This is a genomic window from Peribacillus sp. B-H-3 (assembly GCF_048572925.1).
Lineage (GTDB): Bacteria > Bacillota > Bacilli > Bacillales > DSM-1321 > Peribacillus.
In genome coordinates, this window is the sequence record NZ_CP183879.1 from 2,449,637 (window position 1) to 2,471,978 (window position 22,342).

General features: G+C 38.2%; 19 protein-coding genes and 5 pseudogenes. 15 read left to right on the forward strand and 9 right to left on the reverse strand.

Annotation, left to right across the window (positions count from 1 at the left end; genetic code table 11):
* Positions 1–14: 14 nt before the first annotated feature.
* The 3 genes from ACN6MY_RS12145 to ACN6MY_RS12155 all read right to left on the reverse strand — a co-directional run bounded on the left by ACN6MY_RS12145 (position 15) and on the right by ACN6MY_RS12155 (position 2,641).
* The gene (locus tag ACN6MY_RS12145; protein ID WP_419880438.1) at positions 15–167 is read right to left on the reverse strand and encodes a hypothetical protein; all 153 of its coding nucleotides are present in this window, start codon (positions 165–167) and stop codon (positions 15–17) included.
* Between the two features lie 21 nt (positions 168–188).
* Positions 189–584, reverse strand: a complete 396-nt coding sequence (locus tag ACN6MY_RS12150) for an FtsK/SpoIIIE domain-containing protein (protein ID WP_419880439.1) — start codon at positions 582–584, stop codon at positions 189–191.
* A gap of 863 nt (positions 585–1,447) precedes the next feature.
* Positions 1,448–2,641 (reverse strand): oxalate decarboxylase family bicupin, encoded by a 1,194-nt coding sequence (locus ACN6MY_RS12155; protein ID WP_419880440.1) that lies wholly within the window; start codon positions 2,639–2,641, stop codon positions 1,448–1,450.
* 1,376 nt (positions 2,642–4,017) lie between these two features.
* Between ACN6MY_RS12155 and ACN6MY_RS12160 the strand changes: the two genes are divergently transcribed.
* The 6 genes from ACN6MY_RS12160 to ACN6MY_RS12185 all read left to right on the forward strand — a co-directional run bounded on the left by ACN6MY_RS12160 (position 4,018) and on the right by ACN6MY_RS12185 (position 10,213).
* Positions 4,018–4,437, forward strand: a complete 420-nt coding sequence (locus tag ACN6MY_RS12160) for a hypothetical protein (RefSeq protein ID WP_419880441.1) — start codon at positions 4,018–4,020, stop codon at positions 4,435–4,437.
* Position 4,438: 1 nt separating this feature from the next.
* Positions 4,439–5,113: a PspA/IM30 family protein gene (locus tag ACN6MY_RS12165; RefSeq protein WP_419880442.1), complete on the forward strand. Its 675-nt coding sequence runs from the start codon at positions 4,439–4,441 to the stop codon at positions 5,111–5,113.
* Between the two features lie 252 nt (positions 5,114–5,365).
* Positions 5,366–6,163 (forward strand): DUF4405 domain-containing protein, encoded by a 798-nt coding sequence (locus ACN6MY_RS12170; protein WP_419880443.1) that lies wholly within the window; start codon positions 5,366–5,368, stop codon positions 6,161–6,163.
* A gap of 799 nt (positions 6,164–6,962) precedes the next feature.
* Positions 6,963–7,931 carry a hypothetical protein gene (locus tag ACN6MY_RS12175; protein ID WP_419880444.1) on the forward strand — a complete coding sequence of 323 codons (969 nt, stop codon included), beginning with the start codon at positions 6,963–6,965 and terminating at the stop codon, positions 7,929–7,931.
* A gap of 187 nt (positions 7,932–8,118) precedes the next feature.
* Positions 8,119–8,793, forward strand: coding sequence for a response regulator transcription factor (locus ACN6MY_RS12180; protein ID WP_419880445.1), 675 nt, complete (start codon positions 8,119–8,121; stop codon positions 8,791–8,793).
* The gene (locus ACN6MY_RS12185; RefSeq protein WP_419880446.1) at positions 8,783–10,213 is read left to right on the forward strand and encodes a sensor histidine kinase; all 1,431 of its coding nucleotides are present in this window, start codon (positions 8,783–8,785) and stop codon (positions 10,211–10,213) included. Before ACN6MY_RS12180 ends, ACN6MY_RS12185 begins: the two co-directional genes overlap by 11 nt.
* Positions 10,214–10,365: 152 nt before the next feature.
* On the opposite strand, the gene ACN6MY_RS12190 is transcribed toward ACN6MY_RS12185, so the two are convergent.
* Together ACN6MY_RS12190 and ACN6MY_RS12195 are read right to left on the reverse strand one after the other, a co-directional pair.
* A complete protein-coding gene (locus ACN6MY_RS12190; RefSeq protein ID WP_419880447.1) occupies positions 10,366–10,632 on the reverse strand; it encodes a hypothetical protein in 267 nt (88 codons plus the stop codon).
* Between the two features lie 411 nt (positions 10,633–11,043).
* A complete protein-coding gene (locus ACN6MY_RS12195) occupies positions 11,044–11,166 on the reverse strand; it encodes a YjcZ family sporulation protein (RefSeq protein WP_419880437.1) in 123 nt (40 codons plus the stop codon).
* Positions 11,167–11,696: 530 nt separating this feature from the next.
* Between ACN6MY_RS12195 and ACN6MY_RS12200 the strand changes: the two genes are divergently transcribed.
* Both ACN6MY_RS12200 and ACN6MY_RS12205 read left to right on the forward strand, forming a co-directional pair.
* On the forward strand, positions 11,697–12,011 hold the full coding sequence (locus tag ACN6MY_RS12200; RefSeq protein WP_419880448.1) for a VOC family protein: 315 nt from the start codon (positions 11,697–11,699) through the stop codon (positions 12,009–12,011).
* Positions 12,012–12,158: 147 nt separating this feature from the next.
* Positions 12,159–12,407 carry a hypothetical protein gene (locus ACN6MY_RS12205; protein ID WP_419884156.1) on the forward strand — a complete coding sequence of 83 codons (249 nt, stop codon included), beginning with the start codon at positions 12,159–12,161 and terminating at the stop codon, positions 12,405–12,407.
* 441 nt (positions 12,408–12,848) lie between these two features.
* Here ACN6MY_RS12205 and ACN6MY_RS12210 read toward each other — a convergent pair.
* Positions 12,849–12,974, reverse strand: a pseudogene (locus ACN6MY_RS12210) (M4 family metallopeptidase); the annotation flags it as partial.
* 135 nt (positions 12,975–13,109) lie between these two features.
* Here ACN6MY_RS12210 and ACN6MY_RS12215 point away from each other — a divergent pair.
* From ACN6MY_RS12215 to ACN6MY_RS12240, 6 genes and pseudogenes are all read left to right on the forward strand, one after another.
* Positions 13,110–13,304 (forward strand): hypothetical protein, encoded by a 195-nt coding sequence (locus ACN6MY_RS12215; protein WP_419880449.1) that lies wholly within the window; start codon positions 13,110–13,112, stop codon positions 13,302–13,304.
* A gap of 90 nt (positions 13,305–13,394) precedes the next feature.
* Positions 13,395–14,828 (forward strand): PLP-dependent aminotransferase family protein, encoded by a 1,434-nt coding sequence (locus tag ACN6MY_RS12220; protein WP_419880450.1) that lies wholly within the window; start codon positions 13,395–13,397, stop codon positions 14,826–14,828.
* A 230-nt stretch (positions 14,829–15,058) separates the two neighbouring features.
* On the forward strand, positions 15,059–15,202 hold the full coding sequence (locus tag ACN6MY_RS12225; protein WP_419880451.1) for a hypothetical protein: 144 nt from the start codon (positions 15,059–15,061) through the stop codon (positions 15,200–15,202).
* A gap of 404 nt (positions 15,203–15,606) precedes the next feature.
* Positions 15,607–16,677 carry an acyl-CoA dehydrogenase gene (locus tag ACN6MY_RS12230; RefSeq protein WP_419880452.1) on the forward strand — a complete coding sequence of 357 codons (1,071 nt, stop codon included), beginning with the start codon at positions 15,607–15,609 and terminating at the stop codon, positions 16,675–16,677.
* Between the two features lie 415 nt (positions 16,678–17,092).
* Positions 17,093–18,585 (forward strand): annotated as a pseudogene (locus ACN6MY_RS12235) (aminotransferase class I/II-fold pyridoxal phosphate-dependent enzyme).
* 913 nt (positions 18,586–19,498) lie between these two features.
* Complete coding sequence (locus ACN6MY_RS12240) at positions 19,499–19,948, forward strand: YfmQ family protein (protein ID WP_419880453.1); 450 nt, start codon at positions 19,499–19,501, stop codon at positions 19,946–19,948.
* 14 nt (positions 19,949–19,962) lie between these two features.
* Here ACN6MY_RS12240 and ACN6MY_RS12245 read toward each other — a convergent pair.
* Positions 19,963–20,163: pseudogene (locus ACN6MY_RS12245) on the reverse strand (HU family DNA-binding protein); the annotation flags it as partial.
* Between the two features lie 188 nt (positions 20,164–20,351).
* On the opposite strand from ACN6MY_RS12245, the gene ACN6MY_RS12250 reads away from it, so the two are divergent.
* Positions 20,352–20,678: a hypothetical protein gene (locus ACN6MY_RS12250; protein WP_419880454.1), complete on the forward strand. Its 327-nt coding sequence runs from the start codon at positions 20,352–20,354 to the stop codon at positions 20,676–20,678.
* 1,076 nt (positions 20,679–21,754) lie between these two features.
* Here the strand turns inward: ACN6MY_RS12250 and ACN6MY_RS12255 are convergent.
* Together ACN6MY_RS12255 and ACN6MY_RS12260 are read right to left on the reverse strand one after the other, a co-directional pair.
* Positions 21,755–21,955, reverse strand: a pseudogene (locus ACN6MY_RS12255) (Rrf2 family transcriptional regulator); the annotation flags it as partial.
* 72 nt (positions 21,956–22,027) lie between these two features.
* Positions 22,028–22,165, reverse strand: a pseudogene (locus ACN6MY_RS12260) (SDR family NAD(P)-dependent oxidoreductase); the annotation flags it as partial.
* Positions 22,166–22,342: the final 177 nt, after the last annotated feature.

Genomic DNA, 22,342 nt, shown 5'->3' on the forward strand with positions numbered 1-22,342 from the left:
TATCTTTCAATTTTTCACTTCCTGACCGCACATATGAATCCCATCCTGACAGTTAGGTTATTTTTCAAATCTCCCTCTAAAAACTTAGAATCTGGCCTTTGCATCGACAAAATGAGAAACACACCCCAATGGCTTCCAATAGCGCTTATCTCATCTACAATAGCCATTATGGCCTTCTCCTTCTTAAGTCAAGCGGCTCCATCGATGTAAAGGATGATGTAAGGCGGCCGGTCCGGTAAATCATCAATATGGGATAGCTCATGAGTATCCAATAAATCGCCGCGCTTTGTTAGTTCGTTCCGTAAATGTTGCAGAATCGGAAGTGTTTCAGAAGGGCTGACAAGGACACATTCAACGTGTTCAACCCTCCGAAAGATACGGAATTCGGAACGTTTCAAGTCGCAAAGATAAAGCTTCAATCGTTCCGAACGAAGTGTTGTAATTAGTGATGTAAGAACAGAGCGCAGCTGAGTGGATTTTCCGGAACCTGTTTCCACGGCGATTAGCAAATGGGGGTGTTCTACCTTGTCATAAACCACTGTTCCCCCGTTCGTATCAACCCCACAAACAATAGGCAACTTCATCTTCTCCACCAGTTCTTTGTTCAACAGTATACCGGATAAGAGGGGATAAAGGGGCTACAAAGACCTTCAACGGTGAAGTTCTTACGCGAGGTATAAAAAAAACAGCCATCTCAAAGTGGCTGTATTCGTTCATCAATTAGGTTCAAGTAAGGTCCTTCCATTTGTGTTATTGAACAACAACAAATAATTCTGTGAATTCGCTAACTTCTTTGCTTATCTCTTTATAACGATTCCAATGAAGATAATGATGTACCTGTAAAACAACAATCTTACTTGCAGGGGAATTAGGTAAAATTTAGATTAAAGAAGCTACTTTCATTTACTATTTTAGTGATTTTCACTATTCTCGCTCTCCAATAAACCAGATCAATTTTTCTGTTGTATTTGGCAATTAAGAAATGCTGTTTATGGCTGTATGTTTTTTGAATATAAAAAAGCCGAAAATATGCAAGAAATGAAATAAAAACATGCATATTTTTGACTTATTTATACTTATTGATATTAAACAAAAACATCGGTTAGTTTAAGTGAGAATTTTCACAATGTAACTTAGAGAGTAGATGAAAAACTCAAGGAAATTCATAAAAAGGTTGAATGTTGTAAAAATACACTTGGTTAACAGTAGTTTGATTGTGGATGAAAATAATTCTTACCCACGACACCCTCATAATAAATTAAATGGTCATATTGTACTCTAAATGTTTTTTGATATAACTTGGAAACAGCTTCACCACTTAAGTAAGTTTCTATCAATTCCTTTTCGCCATTAATTGCTTCCCCTCTTGCTTTTATAACAGCTTGTGTAATCTCAGCAGCGTGGTCGTAAATCTCCACAACTATATGGATGACAAAACTACTCTTATCTACCTGTTTTTCGGGTAGTACGAAAACCCTGGATATTTAACTACAGCCCATTTCTCCTTGCGTAGAGAATCAATCAATTCTGATCCAACATTTAAATTGCTCTTAACTAGTTCTTTAGGAGTCAGTGCCATCCATTGATTCAGCGACACGTCTTCAAAGCGGTTGCTTTTGAACATTTCTAAAAACCATAATGTTTCGGTACCGGTGTTTTGAATATAGTGTCCAGTAGCAAAGGGTACATATCCGACATCACCAGCTCTATAATCAAATGTACGAGCCGCACCGTTTCCAGTAAATACAGTCATTCTCCCTTGTCCTGTAAGGTAATATTGCCACTCGTCGTTATTGGGATGCCAATGCATTTCTCTCATTGCACCCGGTTCAATCTCAACGAGTGCCGCAGCAATCGTTTTTGAAATTGGAAAGTTAGTAGAGTCCACAATTCTTACACTACCACCAGGCGTTTTAATTGGTGTTTGTTTCAACAGCTCGTGTTTGAAGGTTAAAGGAACTTCTCCGAAGGGTGACTGGACTTCTTGACTTTCCAGTGAACCTGGTACCTCCCCCTGATAGATATATACCTGTTCAGAAGGAATTGAGTTAAAAGCGCTCTCTGGCACACCGAAATTAGCAGACAGAACATCTTGAGGTGTATGTGCAAACCAATCGGAGATAGATAAAGTGGAAAGATCGGAAAAGTTTCCATCATCGAATACGAGCAGGAATTCGCAATGCTCCAACCCTTGAATCGAATGTGGGATTCCTGGTGGAAAGTACCATAGATCGCCCGGGCCAACATCGGCAATAAAATTTCGTCCATTTTGGTCAACCGCAGTAATCCGGGCCCGACCTAATAGCATATAAGACCATTCTGCTTGTTTATGCCAGTGTAGTTCACGAACTCCACCGGCCGTTAAACTCATATTTACTCCAGCAAGGGTGGTTGCTATAGGAAGTTCCCTCACCGTGATCTCACGGGACCACCCTCCGTGATCTAATTTCATAGATGTATCTGAGAAAGAGAATTTCAAATTAGGAAGCAACCCTGCATCAGTAATTGGTGGAACGAGCATATCTGGATGTTGAAGATCCCGCATAATGTCACGCGGGCCTAAGTCCATTGCTCCAGCTCCATCACTTCGGATAGGTTGAGGCACATTCCCACCCGCTTGTTTAATATTTCTGTTTTTCATAATTTGCTCCTCTATTGGGTTTGTTAGGGAAAACTTTGTTATATTGTATGACTTGGGATTGAAATGGTTAATGCACCTAATCATCATAAAAAAATAGGGGCATTCCTATTGAAGAAATGCACATTTTAGTAGGCTACTATAAGAATCCCGTTCGTCTTTAGTTTATGAGCGGAAAATTCCTTCTTCATACAGATAGGTAGGGCTTTGAAATTATCGGCTTATGTTATTTTTTTACTTAGATTATTTTAAGTAGCTAAAAAACCTTTAAGAATGAAGCTTTTTTCAACTTATTTAATTTTGGTGAACCAATTTAACTTAGTACAACAATATTGAGAGGGTAGAGGTTTTGTGATGTCTCTACCCAATAAATAAGTCGTGTTTCTTCTATTTAGTCCAGGGAGGAGGGTAAGCATCAGGCCTTTTTTGATTGCTGCCGGGAACCGATTTCCCGTTTGATTCCTTCCAGCATCGCCTGTATCGAGGGGTACAATAGAAGATCTAGTAAAACAGTATGTTTCTAAAAGCTGGTAATTAAATCGAATGCACCATTATCCATAAAACAAAAGTTAATTTCGCTGTAGATCGAATCTCAACTTCAAAAATTAGAAATATAAGCGAATCTTAATGAACTAGCAAGTTTGTTCCGTTCATCTAGGAAACACTAAAACACCAACATTCATCCCTTCCTCACTTTAAACGTTTATTAACGGCGTAAGAGGTGATCGTAAGGCTGTATATTATGCGATAACATTACCTTGGTCAAATGGCATAACAGAAGGAAACATAAACAAGTTGAAACATATCAAAAGAATGATGTACGGACCTGCAGGGTTAAAGGTATTATTAAATCGATTGCGTTTCAGCATGTAAAAGAATAGTAACATAACTTTTTTTGCTGAAGATGACACGATAGCTTAGGGTTAATACTATCCACCAAAAAGACGTAAGAACCATACTCTTTAACAGAGCTTTTTTAAAAAAATAAAGCCATATGATAGGAGGGATTCTGAGGTCCATCCAGGCCTGGATACACATATGAAACGATTAATAGAGGCGGCCGGCCAGCTGGACGCTGTAACCAGGGGCTGGACTTTCGGCTGGCTGCGAATGAGAAAGGCTTAAAACAGGTAAAAGGCCCTCGATGATATCAGCCGCTGGAGGGAAGTGAAAAAATCATTCTATGGTCTTCATCAGGAAAAGCCTGACAATCGGTTGTAAACATCATTTAAATGACAACGATGCCAAGTAACCCTTCGTTCGGATTTGTACGAGGTTTATTTTTTTAAAAAACAAATGGAAAATATTTTATTTTTCACCAAGTTTTCACCATTCCCTTTTAAACTACTAATTATTAAAGAGCGAAAGGAGGAAAAAGCATGAATAAGAAAAAGGTGGTTTTTTGGGGTATTATCCTCACTTCAGCCATTTTCGTGTTCCGTTTACTTTACATGACAGGCGGCCACCCCGTCTTTGCCGGTGAACCGCATGGTGGTCATGGGCGAGGGGGACAAGCAGGCGGGTATGGGCCACAAGGAGGATTTGACGGCCATCGCCATTTTATGGACTCTCCCCCCCATGAGGGAGGTTCCTTTTGGCTGGGACTTCTTATGGGACTGGCTGTCCTTGTTCTTCTAGTTTTTCTAGTAAGATGGTTTAGAAAAAAAACAAAAGCTTCATCTATGAACGAGTTTATTGACACAGCTTTGCTAAGCTCTCATTCACCAGCTGTGTCACAGAATGCAAGAGTCTTAGATCAGTGGGGAAAAAATATTGCTAGTAAAAAGGAGAATGAATAAGATGGGTATTTTTAAAAGGTTAAAAACGATAACAATGGCTGAAATCAATGAAGGATTAGATAGGATTGAAGACCCGATTGCGATGCTCAATGAATACTCCAGGGAAATGGAGAATGAAATTGCAAAAGGGCAAAAGGCATTAGCCGCACAAATTTTTACAGAAAAAAAGCAAGAGGCTCTTATTTCTGAAACAAAGGCATTAGTGGAAAAGCGGACACGCCAGACAAAGCTAGCTATTAATCAGGAAGAGGAGGCGATGGCTAAGCTTGCTATTCAAGAAAAACTCACCGGTGAAAAGCAGCTGAGTCTTTATCAGGAACAGTTTGAATCCATTAAAAAACAAACACAAATCCTTTTGGAAAAACTGGAGCAGTTAATGGAAACCTATCAATATATGCAGCAAAAGAAAATCCTTTTGGCTTCAAGGGCCAATGTGGCGAGGTCGATTAAACAAATTCAAAAATCAACGGTTTCTGTTCAAACAGATTCAATTGCTAGGGGGATAGCCCGAGCAGAAGATCGAATCTTACTGATGGAGGCAGAAGTACAGTCCGGCCAACAATTTTATGCTCCTTTAGCTCAGTATCATTCTCTGGATGAGCATTCTATCAGTGACGAAGCAGTGAATTCGGAATATGAAAAGCTTAAAAATGAAAAAGAGGGAATTTTGTCCTGAATCAAGCAGTCACTAAAGGAAGTGCCCAATGGGGTGGGTGCTTCCTTCTCTCTTTGATCATGAATATAGCAGGTTAACCGGAACCCATATTAGCCGTTTTTAAGGTTAAATATAATATAGACAAAATCAGCCGGGGCATGCGGTTTTTTCATGCAGATATAGCCATTTATCCATTCATCTTTCTGCTGCCATGAAAATACACTCCTTGGCTTGGCGAACATGCAATTTTATTTTCGATTCGGAGGAATTCATTTGAAAAAGAATTATACAAAAATTGTATTGGATTTATTGATGGCAATTACTTTTGTGCTGCTGATGAATCCTAGAGTATTAAACGGTTTGCCGTTTCATGAAATTGCAGGACTGGTAATAGGAGCGGTCATTCTTATACACATTGGTTTGAACTACCGCTGGGTGATCAATACAGCCCAAAAAATTGGTGACTCTAAACTCCCGAACAAAACACGATTAAGTTTTTTGTTAAATCTCCTGCTATTAATGTCGATGGCAACGGTCATTATAACAGGAATATTGATTTCAAGGGTGGCAGTTCCAAGTCTCGCCATTCAAGGGAGCCCCTCGATTCGCGGCATTCACAGTTTCTCTGCTGATGCAACACTTGCATTGGTGGGTCTTCATATTGGGGTACATTGGCAATGGGTGATGAGTATCTGTAAAAGGGCGTTTAAGTCGAAGGAAGGAAGACTCAGGAAGGGTGTTATTGCAGGAGCTGTCCTATCAATCGCCATTTTGGCAGGAGGAATTCAATGGTTTTCCTCTGAAGTTTCATCAAGCAATGGTGATTTCAATTCGCAGCAAATGCAGCAGGGCAGGCAGACATTTAATTCAGGGGATACAGCGAATTCACGTCCTGGGCCGCCAAATGGAGACTTTCATGGAAAAGATCAGCATGGCGGCAGCAGCAGCCCATTTCTTGTGGTACTTAACTACTTTGCGATTTGGGCAGCAATCATCATCCCTACTTATTATTTGGAAAAGCGGGTATTAAGGAAGAAACGGCAGTCAAGAGATGTGAGTGCCCTTAGTTAGTGTTTAATCCTTTCGCGGGTATGGTCCGAGAAACAATTTCATATGCCCGAATCCAGCTGTTTGCCGGACAATGAAACGATTTCTCATGGGCATATTACCGGTACTTCGGATCATTGCCAATAGCTTTCATTTTTATAATAACTGCCAAAAAAGAATTTAGGAAGATGGATTCCAGATTGTAATTAAACACAGTAAGGCTGAAATTTGACCAAGAGGCCTGTATTAAGAGTATGGCCGAAGCAATCAGTCGTCAATTTAAAGGAATCAATCAATAGTGGCTTCCTCTTGAAATGGAATTGAGAGGGGAATAGCGTGATAGGCTAGAACAGCAATTGGGAAATATCCGCTGCTGTTTTTTTTATGATTGAAACACATATTTTACTAAAAGGACTGTTCCTTAAGGATGGTTGATATAAGTTTTTGGATTTTTAAATGAAATGATATGTTGAAACTGCAGATAGATATTAGAGAGGAAAAAAGCCGTTTTAAAAAGCTTTTGGGGGTCAGTTTTTTCATTTGATCCCAATATCTTATTGTAATTGCCTGTTTTCACCTTATTTTCACCATTGCCGCTTATAGTACATATATACACAGCTTGTTGATCATCGCAGATATTCAGAATCAGGGAGGCGGTTGAAATACAAGAAAAATAAAATCTTCCACTTATGCCCTTTCACCAAACTTTCACCAAGTGATAGTAAAGTAATATTTGTGCCACAGCAAAACAGATTTTTAGAGCTATACAGAGTCAACTCTTAAAAGAAAAATTAATTGAAATTTCAAAGGAGGAAATATGAAAATGAGGAAAAATAAGATCGTTGGATTCGTAATGACTGGGGCTTTAACTTTAGGAATAATTGGTGGAGGAGTGGAAGCATTTGCTGCATCAAATACAGCCTCTACATCGACTGTATCTGTAGAAAAGGCAGCGAATGTACAGGCTTCTTCGGATAATGTGACCAAACAAAAGGTCCAGGCCATCATGAAAGATCTTACAGGGAAACTAACCAAACTAGGTGTACAGCTTCCAGGAAAAGGCGGACATCGCGGGCATGGGGACCAGCTGGCAAACCTTGATTCTGCTACAAAAGCTAAAGCCCAAAAAATCATGGATCAAGAGAGAAAAGGCAGCATCACGCATGACCAGGCCGAAGCCAAGCTGAAGGCTCTTGGAGTGACCCTTCCTGAGGGGCGTCATGGAGATGTGCTGGCAAACCTTGATTCTGCTACAAAAGCTAAAGCCCAAAAAATCATGGATCAAGAGAGAAAAGGCAGCATCACGCATGACCAGTCCGAAACAAAGCTGAAGGCTCTTGGAGTGACCCTTCCTGAGGGGCGTCATGGAGATGTGCTGGCAAACCTTGATTCTGCTACAAAAGCTAAAGCCCAAAAAATCATGGATCAAGAGAGAAAAGGCAGCATCACGCATGACCAGGCCGAAACAAAGCTGAAGGCTCTTGGAGTGACCCTTCCTGAGGGGCGTCATGGAGATGTGCTGGCAAACCTTGATTCTGCTACAAAAGCTAAAGCCCAAAAAATCATGGATCAAGAGAGAAAAGGCAGCATCACGCATGACCAGGCCGAAACAAAGCTGAAGGCTCTTGGAGTGACCCTTCCTGAAAAAGGAGGAAACCCGGGAAGTCATGAAGATCCGTTCGCTAATTTAGATTCTGCGACAAAGGCAAAGGCCCAGGCCCTTGTAAAGGATGCAAAAACTAAATTAGCGAAATTAGGGGTGAATCACCTTCCATTTGAAGAGCTGCAGTGATTAATACAAATCCAAATATGTTTGCATGAGTAAGAGGGGATGGTTTCTTTCAGCCATCTCTCTTTATTTTGAAAAAAAATAGAAAAACTCTGCTGCAGACTCATATTGTTTATCCGCTTTCGTTCGTTTACTTTATACTTATATTACATATATCAATAAAACATTTTGCGCGAGAAGGGGGATTGGCGTGAACATTCTTTTGGCTGAGGATGACTTGCAGCTTGGTGAATTAATTGGATTTATGCTAAAGAAAAAGGCAGGGTATAGGGTTGATTGGGTGATGGAAGGCGAAGATGCCTATGATTATGCTGTTTCATCTCATTATGATGTACTGATACTGGATTGGATGATGCCAAATGGAGACGGCGTTTCTGTGTGCAGGCGGCTTAGAAGCCAAGGTTATTCCGGGGCCGTTTTAATGCTGACAGCAAAGGATGCAGTAGAAAACCGGATAGAGGGATTGGACGCAGGTGCAGATGATTATCTTATTAAGCCCTTTGAGATTGATGAGCTTCTGGCCCGCATACGTGCACTCTCACGGCGGAATTATGCTCCCATTCTTGAAGAGCAGCTTTCTGTTCATGATATGGTGTTAAATCGGACAAGCCAAACAGTTGACCAAGGAGGAAAAGAAGTTCAATTAAGTCCGCGTGAATTTCAATTGCTGGATCTATTGATACAAAATAAAGGGCAAGTATTGACCAGAGAGGTTATATTAGACCGGATTTGGGGTTTTGATGCAGATGTGTCAACCAAAACAATCGATGCAACGGTAAAGCTTCTGCGGAAAAAGCTTTACATCATCGGAAAACCAGATTTACTTCAAAGTATAAGAGGAGTGGGGTATAAATTTGAAAGCTGAAAACATCCATTTTCTGCATCCTTTTAAAAAACAAAAGAAAGATGACTTATTTAGAAGGACTCAATTACGCCTAACCCTGTTATACAGCGGTTTGCTGATGATTTTTCTGATATTGTTCATTATTGTCGTCTATGCCTTATTATATTCTACTATCTTTAAAGACCAGGAACGTGAACTGGAAACAAGAGTGAATCAAGAAGCGAAAGGCATTGAGATGTATTTAAGGAACCTGCATCAGTCTGATTTATCCGAAATACAGGCCCAACAATCTGTGGTGCAGGACGTTGACCAATTTTTCTATTATATCGTCAATCCTTCTGGGCAATTGGTTTCGGGCAATGAAAGGATTCCTGATCTCCGGCCAGAGCTTTTGAGAACGGTTAAAGGGTGGCAGGCTTCACCGAATGAAATCCGAAAAAAGACACTGAACGTCACATTTTCTGGACATGGCCCAAAAGGAAAAGACAGGAAAGAAGGAAAATCGGGAAAACCGGAGTTTGAGCCTATCAAAAGAAAAGGATCTGTTCGCTTAATGATATCCGGCCATCCGATTATCTCTAATGGAGAAAGAGTTGGAACTGTTTATATTGGAAAAGAGGTTTCATTTGCCTATCAGCTGTTTAATTGGCTTTTAATTATTTTGTCAGGTTTGGCGGTTCTTTTTTTAGGGGTGGCTCTGATTATCAGTTATTTTATGTCCAAAAAGGCAATGGTCCCGATTACTCATGCTTTTTCCAGACAAAAAGAATTTGTGGCAGATGCTTCTCATGAATTAAGGACACCATTAAGTGTCATGCTGTCATCCATTAATGCAATGGAGATGATATTGGAATCCGATGAAGAAGATTACTCTCATAAGCTGCTGTTTAATATGAAAAATGAAGTAAATAGGATGACAGGATTGGTTGGTGATTTATTGACTTTGGCTCGTTCCGATTCGGGAGCTGTCGAGCTTGTAATAGAAAAATTTGATTTTCGGCTTGCAGCCCAAAAGGCGCTTGATGCGGTGGGGGCATTAGCTGAATCGAAACAAATCAAACTAACCATAAATGCCCCAGAGACCTTGTTGATTCATGGAGATTCACAAAAACTTACTCAGTTATTGTATATTTTGCTGGATAACGCTATTAAATACACCCCGAATGGAGGAGAAGCAAATCTCACCCTATCTCTTCATGAAAAAGAACTGCTTATTACTATGAAAGATACCGGAATAGGGATTTTCCCTGAGGATCGAAGCCTGATATTTGAACGTTTCTACCGGTCAGATAAGTCAAGGTCAAGGCAAGCAGGAGGACATGGACTTGGACTTGCCATTGCAAAGTGGATTGCGGAAAGCCACGGAGGCACCATTCAGGTTACGAGTGAACTAGGGAAGGGCAGTGAGTTTTCCGTCAGACTTCCGCTGATAAATGGCTAATGGTTTCTAAGATCGGCTTCCTGGTCCGCACATTTAAGGTCGTAATTTCAAGCATCATGAAGATTTTTGGATTATCTTAAGGTACATAGTCTGAAAGTTGTTAACCAATATTTATTTGAATTTCTTCTTCTTCCGATTTTTGATTAGCTTTTTTAATGGCTCTGCTTAAAGGCATCCGGTTCCATGTATCCTTTTCCGTAATTTGGTTCAACTATGAACGATTCTGAAGACTCAAAGTTGAGCAATGACTTGTAAAACTGGGGCACTACATAGTATGCGTAGTTGTCCGAATGGTCACCGACTGCATTACCAATGGAGTTCTGCATATAATGCATTAACGCCTGTGAAGCTTCGTAATAAGCCGACTGAGAGCTATCCCACCCGGATGGCTTTTTTCTTTTGCGCAATTTTTCGTACAAGCTGGGCTAACGTCCGTTTCACTTAAAAACAACCGACAATAGGATATACCAAGCCGTAGTTTGTCCATTACGGCAATTCTATAAAAGGGGGATTACTATGCCAGACTTGATGCGACACATGGGCCGCGAGGTTATTGTGAGGGATCGTGATGGTAGAGAGCATCGTGGGATAATGGAAGCCATTGACCCACCACGGGGAGTATTTATTCGTACCGGGTTCAGGAGACGCTTTTTTCCTTTCTTTTTTATAGCTGCCGTTTTTTCATTCCGTAGAAGACGCATATTTTAGGAAAAATAGTTTCGTATAAAACAGTGGCATCGATTAAGTCGGATATATTTCGGCTTTTTTTTTTGTGAATTAAAAAAGCCTATTAAACGCAATTAATAGGCTTTTACTGATTCAGTTATCGGTTAATAGCCGGATCCTCCAAACATGCAAGTACATCCGATGATGATTAACAAGATAAACAATACTACGATTAGAGCAAATCCACTACCCATTCCACCATATCCTCCACCATATCCATCTGCCATATTATCCACCCCTTTGCGTAAATTCTTGGTGTTACTCAATTTATCCTATGTACAAGCAGACACGACGGACAGGGCTTTTAACAAAGTTTTTGTCCATTTTTTCAACAAAAAAAGCGCAGGTGTTATGCTGCGCTTTTTAAAGGAGTTAATGTCTGTATCGGAGTCGTTATGGATTGTTTCAACTTACTTTAACCTATGGCTCGCTATTTATGTACGATCTATAAGAGATTGAAAAATTCCCAGTACATCCAGCAATGTCACCTCGAACCAATTCTTTTTCTTTGAAGAGGGTATATAACTTACTATTAAATACTGAGATATCCGAAGAAAACGGTTTTGCTTTCTTTATTGAGGGAGAGAGGTTAGTTACAAGCAATTAAGATTTCGAGGTGACAACTGCAACAATAAGATGAATTAGTATATAAATAAATTTGGATTAAAATGGATAATTATGTTTTATTCAGAGTAACGATACGTTATTTAAATAGACTTACTACATAATTTGATAAACAAGGAAGGTGTTATTATCAATGGCAATTAAATCGATTGTTTTACAGACAAACAGTTTAACGGAAATGAAAAATTTCTATATTAATACGTTAGGTTTTTCTCTAATTAATGAGGATAAGAATAGCTTTCGAATTGCTGTTGGTGCAGGTGAATTTGAGTTTACAACAAAAGATGTAGAAGATAACCCCTATTATCACTTTGCTTTTAACATACCAGCTAACAAATTTAATGAAGCAAAATCATGGGCAAAAGAAAGAGTAAGTTTACTTGTTGAAGATGGATTAGATGAAGCTAATTTTGCTCATTTTCCTGCCCATGCTCTTTATTTCCTATGATCCTTCTGGTAATATAGTAGAATTTATTTCAAGGTATGAAATCGCTGAAGATAGTATTGAGCTTTTTCAGTTAAAAGTATTTTAAACATAAGTGAAATAGGTTTAAACGTAGAGGATACTATAAGTGTAAGTAAAAAATTAAATGAAATTAGTTTGACCGAGCGTGACAATAATACAATAAGTAGAAAAACACTTAATTTCATGGGTGATAGAAGGAATGGAATATTTATTATCTTAGCTCAACCTGGGATAATATGGATATTTTCCGATAAAACATCTGCCATATTTCCTCTTGAGATTACATTAATAAATAACAATAAAAAAATTATCAATTCCAATAATGAATTTCAGATATATTGGGACGAGCACAAGGGTGAGGTATTTTCTAAAACGTAACTGCGGAGCCTACTCCATTTCATGTAATATTTCAATGGCCACCTGATAACATTGATTTATTTAAAAGTAAGTTTCTTAAATTTCAGGGTAGCATGGACTTGGTAGATTATATTTAACAAAAATGAAGTACCCGTGTGCAATATGCATAAGGGTACTTTTTAATCTAAGGTAGGGTATCTGCGCTCATATAAAAAGGGAAGCTTCTCCATTTTATTGTTATTCTTACAAGAATTTGCCGAATCTCCATCTTTGCGTAAAATATCAATTTTACGAAGATAATTCAAAGGGAATATAAAAAACTATTATTTACAAAATGATAGGGGAAGCAAAGATCGATATTTGTTCCACCAAAATTGCAAGTGTGTCTGTACTTATTACTTATCATAAGAAAGAAACCAACTTTTAGTAAGCTGGTTTCTTTCTAACTAATATCAGGATTGATTAATTGATCCCTACTGCAGTGAAAGCATTTGTAACGGCTGTTTTTTCTGCACTGCTTGATCCATAAAGGTCAGCTGCCGATTGAATGGCTGCAGCTTTTGCTTGTGAGAAAGTGGCAGAAGAAGTTAGAGAGCAATTCAGTATAAAACTTTTCTGGGTTTTGTTCAAGTGGATGGGTTTTGATTATTTGAATTGGATGGTTCCTTTTAGTCCTATAACTCGTATAATGGGATATTATAATTACATATAGAGGTGCGAAAGATGACTGTTGCTTATATTTTGGTTATCATTATCTCTGTTATTTCTCTAATTGCGACTCTTATGGTGGCCGGTAAAGGGGATGAAGGGTACAGCAATTCAACTAAGCGTAACATCACTAATCTAGCTTTGATTTATGCTGTCGTCATTATTCTTTCTATTATTTCAGTTGCCGTCTATATTAGGTGGTTTGCATAAAAAAAATCAAATGTAAGAAACATAAACCTATCATTTCTTTTTAAGAGGATAGGTTATTTTTAATTTTAATTTCAAGGGGTGGGCTGAAATATGGATTGGAGACCGGATAGGAAACAAAAAAAGCCTATATATAAGCAGCTCGCTGAGTTTATTGGAAATGGAATTGCGGATGGGATCCTTCCTCCCGATCAGCTCCTGCCTTCCGAAAGGCAGCTGGCAAGTGAGCTTCAAGTAAATAGGAGTACAGTAGTCGCTGCGTACGATGAATTGGAGTCAATTGGTCTTATCGAGAGAAAAAGGGGGAGTGGAACAAGAATAAGCAAGGATATCTGGGGACTTACCAAAAAGCGCATCCCCAGCTGGAACCGGTACGTGGAAGCTGGCTCATTCTTGCCGAATATGCCGGTGATTCAAAGAATCAGGAAGGAAATAGAAGGCCATAGCCTGATAAATCTAGCGAGCGGGGAGTTATCTGAAGATTTATTCCCCCTTGACTCATTACAAAAAATTGCAGCTAGCAGGCCATTTACTGGCCGCTTGGGCTACGATCACCCCCAGGGAAGTGAAAGGCTAAGAAATACCATTGTAGAGCATGTGAAGAGATATCGGAGAATTGAAACAGATTCCTCCTCCATCCTGGTTACCTCAGGTGCGCAGCAGGCGCTGCATCTTATCGTTCAATGTCTCTTAAAGCCGGGGGATGCGATTGTGTTAGAGAATCCATCGTATCATTATGGCCTCCCTATATTTAAATCGGCAGGAATAAGGACGTTTTATCTACCAGTCGACCAGTATGGAATCAATCCAGATGATTTAGAATCATTGTATAAAAAACACCGTATTCGAATAATTTTTTTAAATCCTTCCTATCAAAATCCTACGGGAGCTTACCTTAGTCAAGAACGCAGGAAAAAAATCTTAGATTTATCCTCTCAATATGGAATCCCGATTGTAGAGGATGATCCGTACAGTTTAACTTCCTTTACAGGAAAAGAGGCAAGTCCTTTAAAGTCGATGGATGTGCACGGTAATGTATTATATATTAGTTCTTTGTCCAAGATTGTGGCTTCAGGCTTGCGAATTGGCTGGATCCATGGACCAAAGTCTGTCATTGAAAGATTATCTGATGCGAAACAGCAAATTGATTTCGGACATGGTAGCTATACGCAGTGGATTGCCGAAGAATTTTTAGAATCTGAGTATTTTTCGAATCATATTTGCCGCTTGGTGAAACAATTAAAACTGCGGAGAGACCAAATTGTCATCAGTATGAAGGACTATCTGGAGGATAGTGTCGAATTTCAAATACCAGAAGGCGGAATTCATATTTGGTGCAGGATCAATAAAGGGCATGATGAAGGTCAATTACTCGAGAATTCCATACGAAATGGAGTCATCTATGTTCCTGGATCGACCATGGGAACGCAAAAAGTCTATGTTCGTTTTACATTTGCTAGGGAGAAAGAGGAAGATATTGATATGGGAATTAAAAGGTTTGCATTAGCTTTACGCCAAATTAAATAAATTTGAGAAGATAGTTATCCTTCCATTTATTCCTGCTTATCCTAAAGATTTATACTTTGGTAGGGTTATTGGCAACGGGACAGAACGGGGAAGAAGGATTGGTATAGATATTAGGAGGTACATGGTTAAACGACGTAAAGGCTCGGGAAAGCAGGAGTTATCATGTGATGGGGGGATTGAGGCTATCAGGAAAAATAGTAGGGGAACTCTCTATTGCACAGTGATTCTTCATGAATCCAGAGGTCATTCTCTTAGATAAGACCTACCCGGCAGAACAGGTTATCTGGTGTGAATGGGATGACAGCACGCTTCCTGTATTTGAAACACCTATGGCAGATTCACGGGAATCAACAATCAACCGTTCGGCACGTTGAATGGAAGGTATTAGGTTTTTTCAGCCAATAAATATGTAAACTAGGACATGTGTCTGAAGAATTTAGCTTTTTATGATGATTTTAAGTTCTATACCGAGAATAATGTACAGTCGTGTAAGGCCATTGTTGGCGGCTTGGGGATTCTGTTTCAGAACCAGACTGGGGACGGGAAGAAACACTGATACCACCAAATCTGGACTTGAAACAAATCGCTTAGCAAATGGAATTTAATCCTGTTGGCCATTATGCAAGGCCTGATGTTTTTAAGTTATTGGTAACACTCAGAAATAAAAAAATTTGTATAGGAAGAAATAATAAGCTTAAATGAGTCGACCTCTCACGATTCAAGTATTTTTATTGTGGTCAGGGTCCCTTCATTTTTTTAAAGATTAGGAGTGGCACAGGTGATATCAACACAAATAGATAAGACAGTTTTAGGCCAAATCATTCAGGAGCATCTTAAACCTTTTATTCAAGAAGTGGACGAAGTGGGACTTTACCCCAAAAGATTTCTGAACATTCTAGGGGAAAATGGCTTCTTTCATTCCACAAGTTTACCTAAGGGAAGTTTACGGTACAGGGAGATTGATTTAATCCAAGAGACAGCAAACTATTGCATGACATCCGCATTTACAGAATGGTGTCATTTAGCCGCACTAACTGCTTTGAGGTTGAGCAGTAATCCTTTTATAAAAAACGATTTATTACCAGCCCTTGAATTAGGAGAAATACTGGGTGGAACTGGATTATCAAACGCATTAAAATATTATGCCGGATTGGAGAATATACGCTTGAAGGCTGAAAGGACTGCGGGTGGATATTTCTTGACCGGAAGTTTACCAAGCGTTTCTAATCTAGATGATGACCACTGGTTTGTAATTGTGGCTTCACAGAATGAGGAAAAAAGAATCATAGGAATCCTTCCTTTGAATACAAAGGGACTCATATCGGAAAAGAAAACTCATTTTATTGGATTAAAGGGGAGCGGTACGTATTCCTGCTCCTTTGACCATGTATTCATTCCAGATGATTGGATTATTTCCCAAAATGCCGACACATTCATACAAAAGGTCCGTCCATTTTTGGTTTTATATCAAATACCTCTGGGGATTGGGGTTTCTCATGCTGCAATACAATCTTTAAAAGATATCTATTCTAGAAATAGTGAAGGTAATAGGTCTCTTAAACCGAAAATACAGGAATTGTCAGGAGAACTTGAAAGTCTTCGGAACAAAACTTACTCTCATGCGGGATCTACAGACCTTTCAAGTATTTGGAAGGACATCTTACTGACTAGATTGGAAATGGCTAAATTTACGCTGAAAGCAACCCATACTGACATGCTCTTTTCTGGAGGACAGTCCTATATTCAGGGCAACGATACTTTTAGAAGAATAAGAGAAGCTTATTTCTTAGTAAATCTCAGTCCTACAATCAAACAATTGGTGGATTTATTTTCTAAAGAAGTAGAGTAAGGACTTTTTGTCGAGTATTTCCTATTAGGAATCATGATATTAACATAGTTCTTTACTAATGGATGGTGAAAAAAGCGTAAGATTGGATGGTTAACTATTTTAAAAAATCCTTTATTGTAGAGTAGTGGATTTTTAGAAAAGATTTAACCATAGGGAAGATTCTAATTTGTGTATAAATTCACAACTGTGATATGGAGTAATATGCCCGCAAACAACTCATATTTGGATTATTGATTAGATGATTATGGCTTAGCCCTATTCGGGGAAGGACCTGTTCTTTTACAAAAACTTATTTATAAAATTTCACTATATTAGTTAGTGCCCGGTTTCGTAAGATTGGTTCCATTTTGTAGGATATTTTTGATGACCATCTTAATCATTTATAACAACTTGACTATTAATTTCAACACGTAGGATGAGAAAGGGTGTGTGCAAATTGTTAAACCAGTTTGAAACTCCGTTATTTACGGGCCTAAAAAAACATGCAGAACAAAATCCAATCCAATTTCATATCCCCGGCCATAAAAAAGGAAATGGAATGGATCCTGTCTTTAGAGAATTTATTGGTGAGAATGCTTTTCAATTGACTTAATTAATATTGAACCGTTGATGATTTACACCTTCCAAAAGGTATTATTAAACAATCACAGGAATTAGCGGCAAAAGCATTTGGTGCAGATTATACTTTCTTCTCTGTACAGGGGACAAGCGGGGCGATTATGGCCATGATTATGTCCGTTTGTAATCCTGAAGATAAGATTTTAGTCCCGCGAAATGTACACAAATCCATTATGAGTGCGATTGTTTTCTCAGGTGCTATACCTGTTTTTATCCATCCGGAAGTAGATTCCCGCTTTGGTATCTCTCACGGGATTACACCGGATTCTATCGAAAAAGCAATAAACCTCCATCCTGATGCCAAAGCTATTTTGGTTATCAACCCAACTTATTATGGTGTTTCTGGAGACTTAAAAAAGATTGTAAAAATTGCTCATTCAAGAGATATTCCGGTACTTGTTGACTAAGCACATGGGGCGCATATTCATTTTCAAAGGAAATGCCATTATCTGCAATGGAGGCCGGGGCCGACATGGCTGCAACAAGTGTGCATAAATTAGGTGGTTCTCTAACTCAGAGTTCTATTCTGAATCTGCGGGGTAATCTTGTTTCACCCAAGCGGGTTCAATCTGTTTTATGTATGTTAACGACAACTTCGACTTCCTATTTATTATTAGCTTCATTGGATGTTGCTAGAAAATCGTTTGTTACTGAAGGACAAGGATTATTAGAGGATACAATTCGAAAAGCAAAAGAAACTCGTTCGAAAATCAATGAAATTCCTCATTTATATTGCATGGGCCATGAAGTCCTAGAATCTAGTGCTGCAGTCTCAATGAATCCTACTAAGCTATTAATATCGGTGGAAGAACTTGGGATTACTGGTAACGACGTTGAAAAATGGCTTCGTCATAATTACAACATTGAGGTTGAATTATCTGATCTTTATAAGATTCTTTGTATTGTCACACCAGGAGATACCGATAAAGACTTATTAACACTGTTACTGCGTTAACCAACCTTTCAAGAGAGTATATTAATCAGGTGGACAAATGTGCTGATAGCTCTGTCTTATTACCGAATATTCCTGCTTTGGCTTTAACGCCACGAGAGGCTTTTTATGCTGACACAGAAGTTATTTCTTTTGCAAAGTCTGCCGGAAGGATTATTTCGGAATTTGTAATGGTTTACCCACCTGGAATTCCAATTTTCATTCCAGGAGAAATCATAACAAAAGATAATTTAGTTTAAACACGGAAAAATATTGAGGCGGGACTCCAGGTTCAAGGAGCGGAAGATGATCAGCTTATATCAATTCGAGTTATCAAGGAACATTTAGCTATTAAGTAAGGATTGAAAATTATGGAGAGAACTTAAGAAGATTAAAATAAAAAGGATGATGAAAAACAAAGACAATTAGACTATAACGCGCGGTGTTGAAAGCTTTATGAGGAATAAAAAAGAACACTGTCTTATTATCTAAAATGACCGTTCTAATATTATATAAGCCCAAGTCATGGAGATAATGAAAAGTAGCAATGAAGTGGAAGCTGAGAGTAAGTCCAATGCTGTTATTAGAGGAATCACCATTTTACTAATAAGGGTTAATAAAAGGTCATTCACCTTCTCTTTTTTCAAACCAGTGCTCAAAGTGTTCGGTAAGAAACTGAATTTTCACACGAATTTGCTCCAATTCACTGAGTTTCTGATCTGTTTCAGCTAGATGCTGGTACTCTGACTCATAATGTGTTTACCTTGACTACTTATTCATAAAAAAAAGAATCAGGCCTTTTCCGAGATTTACAATGTAATGGACATTCATTCATGAACTATTCTGTACCTGTAACGAAAGAGGCAGCATCACTAAGTCCTCAACATCAAAAATTAGACCAGATTAACTTAATAAGAAAGACATAAAAGAAAGCGAGCAATAGAATTATCTATGCGCGCCTATTGCTCAAAGTGATAACTATTTCTACTGGATTCACTGTAGAATGAGTTTCCTCATAAGAAAGTCGAAACTTTAAAAATCGTATTATTTATCAGTTGGGGAATTACCAATTACTGTACAATCGTGGTTTTTTCAACATTCTTTATGTTATCAATTTTCCCTTCGCTCATATCGCCACTTGGCAATTTAACGTTATTGAATTTTTGTGACATATTTCACATATTAGTGCAATCTAAAAATAGTAGGCTTATTATAAAAGGGAAATGAATTATTTAAAAATATCAAATTAGAACAATACGGAGATGATGAAGTATGACTGGTCTTGCTTTGGTTTTGACCATTCTCTTTGGGCTATTAAAAATATTGATTTCCTGTCTTCCATCCGATGCAGTGAAATGGATTACAGGCAAGTTTGAAATGCATTCAAAACTTAATGATGCGAATACCGTCGTGACCTTCGAGGGAAAACACCTGGAAGGTGAAGATGCAGCTCAAGTCATTGATTTTTTTAACAAAGGTACATTCTTAGAACAATATTATATATTTCCAGGAAATGAACAAATGTTTTTGCATCCAGAGAACGGCGGGACTCCACTAGTCATTGATACCAAAAAAGGCAAAAAGGATGTCAGGTTGTTTTTGTACAGCAACAGTGATCATGTGGATGTAGTCAAACAGTATAAGAAGAAAGTAGTTGCTTATAGCCTACGTTCCGATAGCCTCCAAAATCGCTCTATGGCATTAACAGCAGATCTAGTTTAAAAGAAAGGCCGTCTTTAAAAGATGGTCTTTTTTGCTCGCAGGAGGTTCCCACTCCTTTTTGTAAGTGTATTTATTTTCCAAAAAATAGCTTTTCCAGCTTTGAAAGCAGAGATTTTCCCAGCTGCTATTTGAATTTCTTCTCCAGTATGAGGGTTACAACATGTGCGGGCAGCACGTTCACGTATTTCAAAGTTACCGAAACCAAGCTCATCTACTGAGACAGTGAATAGTGTGTTAGCTAAGATCGGAGGTGTCACGCGATGTTTTTATCACTCCTTTTCTTATGATTTGGACGTTTGCTATATTTTTCCAATCATTTCGAAAACGTTTTTTATCTAGATTTATCTTATATAAGAAAGAAATTTCCCATTCAATTTGCTTACCAATTTTAACAGGTATTCTAATGGCTTTTTTAATTAATTTATATCAATATGTCCCTTATTGGTTGGGTTTTAGCCCGATTGGTGTCGGGTCGAATCAAATCACTACAATAAAAGGTGTTAGTAATCTTGGCCTGATGCTTGGAACAATCACAATCGGTCCGTTTAATGAAGAATTTTTGTTTAGGTATTTGTTGTTTGTAGAAGCAGCGCTACTATTTGCCAACATTCCAAAAGACTTGTTTAGTGAGTTTCAACAACATATCATAAAACACAAGAAGCTGTATTTAATATGCTGGATCATTGTTGTCAACATGTTTTTCGGATTTGCACATGGTCCCAGCATTTAAAGTTTTCCTTTTTACTTTTTACCAGGTTTAATTAGTACGTTATTTTTCTTAAGATATGGTTTTTTATCAGCTTGGTTATCACATAGTATGTTTAATTTGTTTTCGACTATAGCATCTCAAATTATTTTAGTATTTTTGATAAATAAATAAAGTGCAAGGGCTATGGTACGAAAAGGATATGCTGCTAATTTTGCGAAAGAAATGGTAAAAGAATATGTACCAAAAGCTAAAAAAAATGTACGTTTGAAGCAAGTCTGAATACCTTCTGAAACAATGGACTGACTGGTTAAACCACCATAAATAATTTAGATTTTTAGGTTCGACTAATTTACATAAATTCAAAAATACCCGATTGAGTATTAAGCTATACTTGAAGAAGAACTGAATGAAAGTTTAACCGTTCAAAGCAATTGGAATGGAAACAAAAAGATGCCACGGATTTAAACCAAAGGTGATTTTGGGGCATTAAACAAAGCTTTAGAGGATTGGGCCATTGAAAAGATGAGCATTTCGTATAATCGCTTAAAGACAAAGTTGATGCATGAGAAATAACTAGAATAGAGAAGGACGAAGATTGCTACGGTGGTCTTTTTTTGCTACATCAAAGCTTGTCTTTATCCAACAGAGAACAATAACGGTTATACCCATCAAATTAACTTCATAAAAATATAAAAATTCCTACGGTGCACGAAGTGCATGAGGGATGAAGTGCTAGAACCATACAATTTTCGTCCACTCTAAGCCAGGAAATCCTGCTTACTGTACAGAGCTAACAAAAGATGAACTAACGAAAGCGTTGAAAAGGGCGAATAAAGAAAAAGCACCTTTACTACGGGATAAGGTGATGGAAATGTTTTCGGTGCTCCTTGCAGAAAAAAAGAAGTTGAAATTTCACATAAGGATATCGTGAATTTAAACAGAAAAATATACAATTCATAAAACAAAAGGTGCACTCGTTAGAGGCACCTCTTTGTATATCCATATATACCCATAAAGTTGTTAAGGTATGTCTTACCTTTTTCCGCCAAACAATCCTAAATAATGTTAGTAAGTCTGAGAGCTTATAAAGGGTTACTCCTGGCAAGTTTTGCTCCTGCAACTCCGGGCTGAACATCTATTAATCCTGCTTTTTTAAGCATTCCCATGATATTTCTGATTACAGCTGGATTGGTGTTGACACTTCCTGCTAAATATTCCGACGAGCTTATCCCATCTTTATTTAAGTCAATAAGAGTCAGTATATGAATACCGACAGCAAAGCGGCTGCTTATGGATATAAAATAGTCACCTTCTTTGTTTCAGACTTAATAATTTCCTGATTATCTCATGTAATCAATTTGGCTACAAGTAATGATAAAATCCGGTACTCCTGCACCTTTCATGATCTCCGCATAGGCAGTATCATCAACCTGCTGAACAGGCACTTCATTTCCCAAAACTAGCTTGAGGGCAGAATCCAGTTCTTCCTGAGTCAGCAATTTGCCGGAATCGACTGATTTTTCGGCCTGGCAGGATATTCTGCCAGGTTGTTTTTTTGTAAAGAAACTGATTTTAATTACTGTTTAAAACACTTCCGGAATACATAAAGTTATCTCGAAATAATTTATTTTGGTGCAATAATTTTATTTTACCTCAATGGTACACATAAGATCTGGGGTTCATTG